Source organism: Deltaproteobacteria bacterium, assembly GCA_016874775.1.
Classification (GTDB): Bacteria; Desulfobacterota; Binatia; order Bin18; family Bin18; genus VGTJ01.
The window spans coordinates 1-10,523 of sequence record VGTJ01000197.1 but is presented as its reverse complement, the minus strand read 5'-3'; the positions used below and the strand labels follow the sequence as shown (position 1 = coordinate 10,523).

Here is a 10,523-nt window from a genome sequence, read left to right as displayed (position 1 = left end):
GGGCGGCGCGGGCACAGCGCAATCACTTAGCATGTTGTTATCATGCGTGGGTATCCTTGAAAGTGAAAGCTCAAGAACTGGGCCAGACCCTGTATGCCGTGCGGGAGAGTTTGTTTAGTCATTACCTCCGCGCTGAACTACAAAACCCTCATGTCACGGCTTGTTAAGGTCCAAAGCGTAAGTCCTGAGTTATTAACTCGTGCGGATTTCAGGGACTTAGCCTAGCGTTCTGTTTGACCGCGCCCCCCATAGGCTCTCCTCCTACGACCGCAGCACCACTCCCGGAAACGCTCCAGTATGTTGTTGCCGATCAAACAAGACGCTGCCGTTGACAATCGTGTACTGTACGCCTCGATCTGCAGGCCACACCAGACGACGGCCTCCGGCAGGAAGATCACGACGCCACTCTTGATGACGAATCGGACTGATCTTAGGGCCAATGGTGTTGAAATCGAAGATCACAACATCGGCTGCTTTGCCCACCTCTAGCACCCCACGATCCTGGATGCCAAAGAAATTAGCCGGTTCTGAGGTCACCCGCTGAATCGCGCGCTCCAAACTCATGATCTGCTTGTCACGCACCCAGGTGCCGAGCAGATAGGTGCAATAACCAGCGTTGTCGTGCATATCGACGTGCGCGCCGCCATCCGAGAGACCGATCATCCCGCGTGGATCTGTAATCAGCTTAGCCACACGCTCTTCATGCACGTTAAACAGCGCAATAACAAACTCAGTGTGAAGTTGATCTTCTAATGCCACATCAAAGAAGGTATCGAGTGGATCTTTGCCGCGTTCGCGAGCGATCTCCACCACTGTTTTCCCTTCCAACGACTTGAGCGCGGGATTATGCACGTCCCGTACTTCAACGAGATTCCAGTTACCGGAGAAAATACGCGGGTTTTCTAATTCTTTGCGAAATGCCTGACGAAAACTGGGGTCGCGGTATACCCGCATCTGCTCTTCAGCCGGTTGATTAAACGCTGGTTTCCATGATGGATGACTGCCAAACAGGAAAGGATTGTGCAGATTAAATTCGTTACTCATCGGCAGGCAGTTCACCTGTGGAACACCGCCACGCTTTATCAGTGGCTCTGCTTTGCGGAGCGATTCTTGTGCGCCCTCGGGTCGATGCTCGCAATCCACCACCGCCAACCAAGTGACCGGACGTCCACTCTCTGTGAGTAACAAATCCAGGAGTTCATATTCATCGTCGGCCAAGATCCCTGCTGACTTGGTCAACGTGGTTTCAATCACACCTTTGCCCAGGTCTCTGAGGACGTGCGCATACGCAGTGAGTTCCTCACGACTCGCTTGCCGACAGGCCAATGGTCGGCCTTTGTAGCCCACGTGCTGAAGGATTGTGGTTGTGGTCCAGCCGTACGCTCCAGCCAACATCGCTTCGCGCAGCAACGCTTGAATCTGCGTCGTCTCGGCAGATGTGGCGGGGCGATCCATCGACTCTTCACCCATGACAAAGTGACGAAACGGTGTGAGTGGCGCGAGAAACGCGAGATTGATGCCCAGTCCGCGACGTTGCGCGGCATCCATATACTCGGGAAAGCTGACCCAATCCCACGTGATTCCCTTCGCTAATGCATCAAAGGGAATGCCTTCGACGTTGACCAAGTCCCATGCGGCAATATCGCGTACCTCAGGCTTACAGGGTGCGATACCGACCCCGCAGTTACCCATCACTACGGTCGTCACACCATGCCACGAGGCAGTAGACAGTGGCCGATCCCAGCAAATTTGCGCATCATAGTGTGTATGTGGATCAACGAAACCCGGTGCCACCACCAGATCGGAGGCATCGAGCACCTGCTTTGCACTATCTGTGACTTTGCCAATCGCGGCAATTTTCCCATTGGCGATGGCGACATCGGCATGGCGCTGCGGAGCGCCGGTACCATCAACGACCGTGCCATTTTTGATTAAGAGATCATAATTTGCCATGAGCCCTCCTTTGCCTCTCATGTACAGTTTTACTCTGTTCGTGCAGATGCGATCATATCCCGCCAACAACGATTAGGCAGCCTCCACCGCTGGCTCCCAGAAGCGGTAGGGCCCCAAGCGGGCCATCAAGCCCGCAGCAATGACGGTGGCCCCCATGAATGCTGCCAACACTGCGCTGTAGGAGCCCGTAGAGTCAAACCCAACGCCCATCAAGTACGGACCAACTACGCCGCCAAGTCCCCATGCCATGAGCACCCAGCCGAGAATCTCACCAAATGCGCGCAGGCCAAAATAGCGACTCACAACATACGGCATGAGGTCGGTCTCTGCACCGACGCCCAAGCCAACGAGAATGGCTGCAAGAAAGGCAAGACTGCCGATAGCTTCACACCACAGGAGAAACACTCCGAGTGCGGCTCCAGCTAGGAAACCTGTTGCCACAGCCGTCGCGGTAAAACGATCGAGTAAGTAACCAGCGCCGACTCGTCCGACGAGGAGCGCGCCACCAAGAAGCGACGTGGCTAACGCCGCACTCTGATCGGATAACCCGCGATCGGTTAACATCGGTACAAGGTGGATCAAACAGCCGTGGACACTGACTGACATGAGAAAGAACGCGGCAAAGATAAACCAGAACGTCACTGCGTGCCATGCCTCACGGCTGCTCATTCCTTCTGCCTCACTGTGTGCTTGTCTTTCTGTCAAATGCGTGTGATCTGCACCATCAGGATGTAATCCCATTAGCGCAGGAGTCTCTTTGAGAAAGAGTGCGACGACTGGGATCGTGACACCAATGACCATCACACCGAGAATCGCATACGCAGAGCGCCAGCCGACAACATCGATCAAATGCTGCGCTAGTGACGGCATGATGAATGTTCCTAATCCCACGCCAATCATCGCCAGCCCTAGCGCCAACCCGCGTCGCCTATCAAACCACTGCGAGACAACCGCCAAATAGGGTAAGGTCGCCGCGCCAACCGAGACGAGACCTAAGACCAGGTACACCGCATAGAAATGCCACAGGCTGGCGGAGAGAAACGCCATCGACGTCACCCCTAAGCCAAAGATGAACACCGAGGGAATAATCACTCGGCGAGCGCCGAAGCGGTCCACCAATCGACCCACGATCGGCGCCATCCCACTGAGCATAAACAGCGAGAGAGAAAATGCCAGCGAGATGTCTGTCCGACTCCAGCCAAACTCCTCACTTAACGGCTTGATGAAGACCCCAAAGGTAAAAGCAATGATCGGACCAAAGCTCATGAACGATCCGATCCCGGCTGCGACCACAACCCACCAACCGTAAAATACCTTCTGGTTTGTGTGTTCCGCGGTTATCATACCCTCCTCCGCTTGTTAGCCGGTGTCCTTACTGAAATCGTGTTCATAAGGATATCTGGCAGAAACAATGTCCCCTAACGCAACATGCAGAATAAAACCAAGACATCATGCACCAAACGCTCAGGCTCTCTCAAAGGCTGTCTTCCGCCATAGATCAAAACTGCCAGAAGTGTCAAGGAAAATCGTCTTCGTTCTGGAGTGACACGCCTTTTCCGTCTGTCGGTGACGCTGATGGTCACTGCGGTTTGCGCGCGGCTTGCCTCGCTTGCCATGAGAAGGGTAAACAGAAGTAGCCGTATTGATGTTTGTGCGCTGTCGTTACAGAGATGAAGTCCGTTGCGAATGGAGGCACATCATGCGTGAAGTGTATGGAATCGGAGACTTTCGCTATGAGTATGTCGATGACTGGGGCAAGCTGCCAGCAAGTGTCATGTTCCACGAATGCCCCGGTGTTGCCGTTGATGTACACGATAATGTGTATGTGCTGACCCGCGGTCAGCATCCGATCATGGTCTTCAACCGCGAGGGAAACTACCTGCGCTCCTTCGGTCAAGGATACTTTAGCGACCGCACTCACGGTTTGTATATCGCGCACGATAGTTCCTTATTGGTCGCGGACGACGGCATTCATACGATCCAGAAGTTTACTCCCAATGGTGATCAGCTCATGGAAATCGGCAGGCGTAACGCCCCGGCGAAAAAATGGAGTGGCGATCCGTTTAACCGTCCAACCTCTGCCGCGATCATGCCGCGCAATGGCGACGTCTACGTGTCCGATGGCTATGGCAACTCGCGGATTCACGTCTATACCGGATCTGGTGAGTACAAATTTTCCTGGGGTCGCCCTGGCATTGATGCCGGGCAATTCATCCGACCACACAACATTGCCATTGACGACAGCGATAACGTCTATGTCGTAGACCGCGAGGCGCACCGCATTCAGATCTTTGACCCCAAAGGCACCTTCATCACGATGTGGAACAATATCCATCGGCCCGATGCCATGGTGCTGTGGGGAGAGCATATCTACGTGGGCGAACTCAACGGCATGGGAGGGGTAGATGACGCTCCAGGCTTGGGCCACCGGGTCTCAATCTATGATCTGAAGGGCAACATGGTCTGTCGCTTCGGCGCCGAAGAAGAAGGCGAAGGGCCCGGTCAATTTATTGCCCCGCACGGCATTGCCGTGGATTCTCATGGTGATATCTACGTGGCGGAAGTCTCCTACAGCATCCGCGGACGCACTCTAGATCCACCGCGGGAGCTGCGCAGCATTTCGAAATATCGGCGTGTGTCATAAACCGTTGCGCTCTAAGTTAATGGTCTGAACCGGCTTTCAACACGTACTGGAGGAGAGCTATGGAATTCACCATCTCCGAGGAACACAGAGGGTTACAGGAACGCGCGCGCCGACTCGCTGGTGCTGGACGACTGTGAGGTGCCAGCGGTAAATGGGCCGATGCCTCGCATCTCAGGTCGCTTGAAGGAAACGCACTACTTGTGCTGTTAGTTCGTCTGCCTTGGCATTAAGCGCAGATTCACTCAGGTTGGCGATCGGATGTGACGTGACGATAAACGTGTAGTCGGGCGCTCCCCAATTGGTGGCCATGGCTTGCGAGGTAGCGATGAATGGCGTCGTCACAATAGCGACAGCGGGAATGCCCGCACTTTCTAATTTGATCCCGTCGAGCACACTGCCCGAACTACATGACCCTCAATCACCGACTCCGGCAAGCACGAAATCTGCCTGATCTTGGAACAAGGCAATGGCTTCCGGTGTGACGCTATGGCCAGGAGACTTCTTACGCTCAACATGCGCAAGGGTGATCTGGTACCGCGTCGCCAGACGTTCCGCGATTTTGCGCAGGATCACCTCAGAATTGAATTTGGTATTCTCAACCAACCCAACACGTAGTCCGGTAAAAGCGCGAGGGCGCGGGGCGTAGCGAAATGCTGTCTTTGCTTGGGGGGCAGCGACGGTGGGGTCAAAGACCGTTCTTCTCATGACTGTACTCCTGTTTGAATGGGGATGGTAATACTGCGCGTCCATTTCTTGCCCCAGCCCGGTAGACAGGCTGACCAACTGCCACCTTGCGCGCCAGCACACACGAGTAAAAGGTCGTCTGGGTCTTGTATGACATAGCGCCACCGCGTTTCGTCGCCTGGTTCAATCGCGCCTGGCAATCGCGCCGCGCGCTTAAAATCGGCTACCGTGCGCCGCGCATGGGTAACGATAAACTCTTGCACTTGCCGACGACTCCAACCGCTCCGGCGTAAAATCTCGCTATGTTCTCCAGCCAGCACGACCAAAGTCTCGTTGAACCCATAGGTGTTCGATGTCGCCAGGTTGCACACCGCATCAGCCAATTCCAGCAACAGCGGCTCGGGTGTACTGGTCAGTTGGTTATACACACCCATAAGTGTGTTTGAAGCGTAGAGCGTAACCGTGCTGTCTTCTGGACGAAAGCCACGTGACACATGGAGCGGCGTCCAGGGATGGTTTTCTTCATTCTCTGCAAAACAGAGAGAGTACTTCGCCGGCGTGCCAAGTGTCCTTTGTCGAGATACCCCGGTCGGGTATTGAGCACATTCATCATCACTAGACGCAACGCACGGCCAATCGTGGCGTTGGCACGTACGCCGGGACCAAACACATTGTTGGTCGCGTTGATCCCGAGCCGAGGACCAATGGGACCATTGACGATCAGCGCTAACCCCGACCCGCCCGTGCTCGTCGCCGGATTATGGTAGTGAAAATCTGGGTGACACAGTGCGCGTACAGCGGCTACCACCACAGGAAAATACGTGGGCAAACAACCCGCCATCACCGCATTGATAGCGACCTTTTCCGCAGGAAGAATCGCATTGCGTTCGTCGATCGTGCCAAGGATTTCCTTTGCAGTCAGGCCGCCAGCGGCGAGCATCGCAGCCACGGATTCCTCTGTCGGCGGTACGAGTGGTAAGCCATCGCTCCATCCCTGCGCATAGTAGAATTCGATCCACTCTGCGGCTGTGCGTGGATCTGTCGATGGGGGAGACTGTATTGTCGTACTCATAGCTGCTCGGTTCCTCTCGCCAGCACCCTACTCCATTCAGAGAGGAAAGGGCAACAGCCAAAACATTTCGACCTAACCTCCTGGTTACATGCTAAATCGACCCGCAGAAGATTGGTACAGCAGCCCTGTCACCCTGAGTGAAACGTAAGGGTCGCTCCGAGAGATTCTTCGCGAAGTTTATCCTGAGCGTCCTTCGACTTCGGTGCTTCGCACCTACGCTCAGGATGAGCGGACGCGAAGGGCTCAGAATGACACGCCCAAAGGACCGTCATAGCAAGTGTACAAAGCTCCTGTGGTCTGATGTAGTTCCGCCTCTGCTGTATACACTCGTTGAGGGAGCAGTCCTGCTTTTCTTGACTTCAGCAACAGAACCTGTCATGCCCAGCACGACAACTCATGTACCGGAGGCGGGTATGGCACAAGCGCGGTTAAACAAAGTGATCGACCTCTTAGAGCAAGGGAAAGTGGTGTTCGGTGGTGGAATGGCATGGACAGGCAATATCGATGAGGCCATGGCCTTTGCCGATCTCGGCTATGATTTTGTCATCTTTGAAATGGAACACGAAGGCTTTCATTTGCCAGGGCTCCGCCTGTCACTCCAGTTCTTGCTGGATCGTAAGCGCATCGCCAGCAAAGGCAATCTGCAACCCGATGTCGTGCCATTCGTGCGTGTGCCGCCCAATGCACGTGAGCGCAATCAGTGGATCATCAAGCAAGCGCTGGATACCGGCATTTATGGCCTCATCGTGCCGCACCTGGATACCGTCGAACAGGCACAGGCGATGGTCGTGGCCAGCCGCTACCCACAGGCGGTCGGTGCGCCTGATACCGAACCAGTTGGTGAGCGTGGCTGGTGGTATCGTCTCGCCCCACGCTACTGGGGCTTGAGTCTGCCTGAGTATTATAAGGTTGCTGACGTATGGCCACTTGATCCAAACGGTGAGTTATTTCTCATGCCGATCGTTGAAGGTATACAAGGAGTGAAGAATCTGCCAGACATTCTGCGCAACGTGAAAGGCATTAGTGCTATCTGGGCAGGCTCAGGTGATCTGTCGATCGAGATGGGCACGGGCGGTAACATGAGCGATCCACGTGTCGAAGAAGGGGTACAACAAATCCTCAAGACCTGTAAAGAGTTTAACGTCCCGTGCGCAACCATCGCCAGTCCTGACACCATCGAGCAGCGCATCGAACAAGGATTTCGCATTATTGTCACCATGCCTGCCCGGGTCGATCGCACCTTGGAGATGGGGAAACGCATCGCTGGACGGTAACTTGCGTGCGACGCACGCAGTCGCCTTTCCTAAAGAAGTCGACGTTCGCTCGCCCATGTCATGCAAGATGGAAGACGGAGGAACAATGAGTCTGTACAACTCTCCGTTACTGTATTCGTGTACAGCAGCAGGTACAACGACACCAAGTACGCACCGCCGACCACGAAAACGTGCGGGCCGCAGTCCCCTGACAGTCGATATCCACTGCCATATCGCTACGCCCGAGTGTCAGCCACTTGTGCGTGATATCTTTACCCCCGACAAAGAGCCGTTTACGCGCTTCTCGACACCGGAGACCCAGGAAATTAATCAGCGCATGTTTGCCAGTGTCGCTCCCAAACTGACTTCCCCAGCAGAGCACCTTAAAGATATGGATGCGATGGGTATCGATATTCAAGTCATTTCGCCGTCCCCTACGCAATACTATTACTGGACTGACGGTGAGTTAGGCGTACAGTTAGCGCAACTGCAAAACAATCGCGTAGCAGAAATTGTCCAGGCTCATCCCACGCGCTTTGCCGGGATGGGAACAGTGCCGCTGCAAGACATTGACCGTGCCATACAGGAGATTGAGCGTTGCACGCGTGAACTCGGTCTCCGTGCGGTCGAGGTGTCGAGTAACATCAATGGCGTCGACTACGACGATCCGCGTTTTGCCCCCTTCTTTACCAAGGCCGAGGAACTCGGCGTGTTGCTCTTTATGCATCCCATCGGCTTTACCGACGGAGCACGTTTACGCGAATATTACCTCACCAACACGATCGGGCAGCCGTTGGAGTCGACGGTTGCCGTCTCGCGTATGATCTTCGGCGGCGTGTTCGAGCGGCACCCACAGCTCAAATTCTGTGTGGCGCATGGCGGCGGCTATCTGCCGTACTACGCTGGCCGCATGGATCACGCGTACACGGTGCGGCCCGAGTGTCAACGTGCGATTTCACGACCACCAAGTGCGTATTTGCCAGTTGTACTACGACAGTGTCATTTACACGGGGACGACGCTCGCTGCACTGATCGCCACGGTGGGAAGTGATCGCGTCATGCTTGGCACTGACTACCCATTCGACATGGGAGAAAGTGATCCCGTCAGCTTGATCGCTCAGACACGTGGATTGACACGTGCAGATAAAGAGCGCGTGTGGGGTGGCAACGCGGCACAACTCCTCGGACTGCAGTAAGGGGATGGCACGCGTGTTCTCAGTAAAAATCGCAATGAGGAGTGGTGCATGAAATTCGGGCTCTTCTACCAACTGCCCTGCGCAACAACCCAAGACGCGTTCGATGTCGTGCGTTGCGCGGAGCACTCGCGACCACCGCGGCACATCGTTTGACAGGCACCAAAGAGCGGACACGGTTGACGGAAGGTCCGGTAAGAAGTCAACTACACCGTCTGCCAAGCGATGGCGCGCGAGATCATGCTGTTCCTGCTTGGGCGCAAGGCCGACCGTGCGCTAGAACTCATCCGCAGAGAGTTCGCCAAGGCTGGCACGGATATAGTGGTGAGAGATTTCCTCCGCGTCAGTTATGCCGCCCTGTTCCCGAACAAAGGGAATGAGCACGTCGGCAACGTCATCTGCCGTCGCAGACAATACACCCATCGCATCAAGGACGAGTGTGATGTCACTCCTCTCGTGCCATCATGCTCAGTGAGCGAACGCGCCGCTGTCAGAATCATGGAGAGTGACTGTCACGAGCTGATACGAGGTCACGGTTGGCGATGGACCAGACCGTCGTTGTCAGTCACTCCTCGTTAGCGTCCGATAAACCGCGCAGGGCGACGTTCCGCTACGGCACGTAATCCTTCCTGATGATCGTGCGTCTGCCGCAACCAATGCTGTTCGCGATACTCGTGCGCCGTGGCCGCTCGCACTCTCTCCGCGAGTCCGTCCCGCATCGTGGCGCGCACGGACTGCACCGCCTGCGGCGCATTCGCGGCAATTTCATGCGCTAGTTCTAGCGCGGCATTCCGCACATTTGCTTGTGTGGTCAGCACGTCGCCTAACCCCCACGCAAACGCTTCTTCCCCACCAATGCGACGGCCGGTGTAGCAAAGCAGCGCGGCTCGTTGCGGGCCGATCACCCGTGGTAGTACCAGGGAGAGCCCAGAGCCGGGATGAAAGCCTAAGGTCACAAAATTCGCGGCGAGGCGTGTTTCTGGACACAGCACCCGGAAGTCTGGCACCAGCGCCAGGCCGAAGCCACCACCGATCGCCGCGCCGTGAATCGCCCCGATTACGGGTTTGCGGCAGGCGTACAGTCGCACGACCTCGGCGTACCAAGGATTGCCTGCGTCTGCACTCCAGGTTTGCTGTTCGGCTTGTCCCTGCAGATAGCTGAAATGGGCGCCAGCACAGAAATGGGTACCGACCGAGGCAAGCACAATAGCTCGACAGTACGCTTCATGATCGAGAGACTCGAACGCAGTCGCCAACGTCTGGAGCAGCGCAAAATCAAGCAGATTGTGTGGCGGGCGTTGCAGCTCCACGGTCGCCACTCCCTCAGTCACCGTCACGGCCACATCGCCATACTGTATCTGCATCGTGGTTCTCCTTGTCTGACCAGTGCCTGATGACCAGCATCGATGGCACGCTCTTCATCGCCTTCGTCTCCACGCTCGCGTTGTGTATCCCTTATCCCGCACGTCCTCCCAGGTTGTCAAATGCCGGGCGCTCATGACAGGGGATGTGGTGACTACTCAGACCATTGGCGGCCACGCGTGACACGTACACCGTCTGATATTCGCACTGGACCATGCCGATTCATCAACTCCGGCAAGCAGCCACTCCCTTAGCGGAACGCACGAAAGAAGGTCCGGACGTCCTCTACCAAGCGCTCAGGCTCTTCCATCGGGGCGAAATGACCACCTTGTGGCATCACCGTCCAGCGCTGCAGGTTGTAG

General features: G+C 55.7%; 13 protein-coding genes. 5 read left to right on the top strand and 8 right to left on the bottom strand.

From position 1 onward, the window contains the following. Positions 1–261: 261 nt before the first annotated feature. Complete coding sequence (locus FJ147_24370) at positions 262–1,953, bottom strand: amidohydrolase family protein (protein ID MBM4259021.1); 1,692 nt, start codon at positions 1,951–1,953, stop codon at positions 262–264. 72 nt (positions 1,954–2,025) lie between these two features. Beyond that, positions 2,026–3,297, bottom strand: coding sequence for an MFS transporter (locus FJ147_24365; protein ID MBM4259020.1), 1,272 nt, complete (start codon positions 3,295–3,297; stop codon positions 2,026–2,028). A gap of 301 nt (positions 3,298–3,598) precedes the next feature. Between FJ147_24365 and FJ147_24360 the strand changes: the two genes are divergently transcribed. Then, entirely contained in the window at positions 3,599–4,597 is a 999-nt protein-coding gene (locus FJ147_24360) for a hypothetical protein (protein ID MBM4259019.1), read from the top strand. Between the two features lie 171 nt (positions 4,598–4,768). Here FJ147_24360 and FJ147_24355 read toward each other — a convergent pair whose 3' ends face one another. From FJ147_24355 to FJ147_24340, 4 genes are read right to left on the bottom strand one after another with little or no spacing between them, the layout of a single operon-like run. After that, complete coding sequence (locus FJ147_24355) at positions 4,769–4,990, bottom strand: hypothetical protein (GenBank protein MBM4259018.1); 222 nt, start codon at positions 4,988–4,990, stop codon at positions 4,769–4,771. A 21-nt stretch (positions 4,991–5,011) separates the two neighbouring features. Next, positions 5,012–5,302, bottom strand: a complete 291-nt coding sequence (locus tag FJ147_24350) for a hypothetical protein (GenBank protein MBM4259017.1) — start codon at positions 5,300–5,302, stop codon at positions 5,012–5,014. Then, complete coding sequence (locus FJ147_24345; protein ID MBM4259016.1) at positions 5,299–5,715, bottom strand: hypothetical protein; 417 nt, start codon at positions 5,713–5,715, stop codon at positions 5,299–5,301. The genes FJ147_24350 and FJ147_24345 overlap by 4 nt, the downstream gene beginning before the upstream one ends. Then, positions 5,694–6,353 carry a hypothetical protein gene (locus tag FJ147_24340; GenBank protein ID MBM4259015.1) on the bottom strand — a complete coding sequence of 220 codons (660 nt, stop codon included), beginning with the start codon at positions 6,351–6,353 and terminating at the stop codon, positions 5,694–5,696. Before FJ147_24340 ends, FJ147_24345 begins: the two co-directional genes overlap by 22 nt. A gap of 224 nt (positions 6,354–6,577) precedes the next feature. Here FJ147_24340 and FJ147_24335 point away from each other — a divergent pair, with 224 nt between their 5' ends. The 4 genes from FJ147_24335 to FJ147_24320 all read left to right on the top strand — a co-directional run bounded on the left by FJ147_24335 (position 6,578) and on the right by FJ147_24320 (position 9,378). Beyond that, the gene (locus FJ147_24335; protein MBM4259014.1) at positions 6,578–7,627 is read left to right on the top strand and encodes an aldolase; all 1,050 of its coding nucleotides are present in this window, start codon (positions 6,578–6,580) and stop codon (positions 7,625–7,627) included. A gap of 1 nt (position 7,628) precedes the next feature. Continuing rightward, positions 7,629–8,657 (top strand): amidohydrolase, encoded by a 1,029-nt coding sequence (locus FJ147_24330; GenBank protein MBM4259013.1) that lies wholly within the window; start codon positions 7,629–7,631, stop codon positions 8,655–8,657. Continuing rightward, positions 8,482–8,802: a hypothetical protein gene (locus tag FJ147_24325; GenBank protein ID MBM4259012.1), complete on the top strand. Its 321-nt coding sequence runs from the start codon at positions 8,482–8,484 to the stop codon at positions 8,800–8,802. Before FJ147_24330 ends, FJ147_24325 begins: the two co-directional genes overlap by 176 nt. A gap of 237 nt (positions 8,803–9,039) precedes the next feature. After that, positions 9,040–9,378, top strand: a complete 339-nt coding sequence (locus tag FJ147_24320) for a hypothetical protein (GenBank protein MBM4259011.1) — start codon at positions 9,040–9,042, stop codon at positions 9,376–9,378. Here the strand turns inward: FJ147_24320 and FJ147_24315 are convergent. After that, positions 9,375–10,163, bottom strand: coding sequence for an enoyl-CoA hydratase/isomerase family protein (locus tag FJ147_24315; GenBank protein MBM4259010.1), 789 nt, complete (start codon positions 10,161–10,163; stop codon positions 9,375–9,377). The two genes, FJ147_24320 and FJ147_24315, sit on opposite strands and share 4 nt — an antisense overlap. 248 nt (positions 10,164–10,411) lie before the next feature. Then, positions 10,412–10,523 (bottom strand): epoxide hydrolase (locus FJ147_24310; protein ID MBM4259009.1); only part of this gene is annotated, 112 nt, incomplete at its 5' end.

What these genes read in the sequence shown, in the direction of transcription:
- FJ147_24320 (MBM4259011.1), top strand. Translation starts at nt 9,040, where the DNA reads ATGCTGTTCCTGCTTGGGCGCAAGGCCGACCGTGCGCTAGAACTCATC.
- FJ147_24340 (MBM4259015.1), bottom strand. Translation starts at nt 6,353, where the DNA reads ATGAGTACGACAATACAGTCTCCCCCATCGACAGATCCACGCACAGCC.
- FJ147_24335 (MBM4259014.1), top strand. Translation starts at nt 6,578, where the DNA reads ATGAGCGGACGCGAAGGGCTCAGAATGACACGCCCAAAGGACCGTCAT.
- FJ147_24365 (MBM4259020.1), bottom strand. Translation starts at nt 3,297, where the DNA reads ATGATAACCGCGGAACACACAAACCAGAAGGTATTTTACGGTTGGTGG.
- FJ147_24360 (MBM4259019.1), top strand. Translation starts at nt 3,599, where the DNA reads ATGTTTGTGCGCTGTCGTTACAGAGATGAAGTCCGTTGCGAATGGAGG.
- FJ147_24315 (MBM4259010.1), bottom strand. Translation starts at nt 10,163, where the DNA reads ATGCAGATACAGTATGGCGATGTGGCCGTGACGGTGACTGAGGGAGTG.
- FJ147_24370 (MBM4259021.1), bottom strand. Translation starts at nt 1,953, where the DNA reads ATGGCAAATTATGATCTCTTAATCAAAAATGGCACGGTCGTTGATGGT.
- FJ147_24345 (MBM4259016.1), bottom strand. Translation starts at nt 5,715, where the DNA reads ATGGGTGTGTATAACCAACTGACCAGTACACCCGAGCCGCTGTTGCTG.
- FJ147_24350 (MBM4259017.1), bottom strand. Translation starts at nt 5,302, where the DNA reads ATGAGAAGAACGGTCTTTGACCCCACCGTCGCTGCCCCCCAAGCAAAG.
- FJ147_24325 (MBM4259012.1), top strand. Translation starts at nt 8,482, where the DNA reads ATGGCGGCGGCTATCTGCCGTACTACGCTGGCCGCATGGATCACGCGT.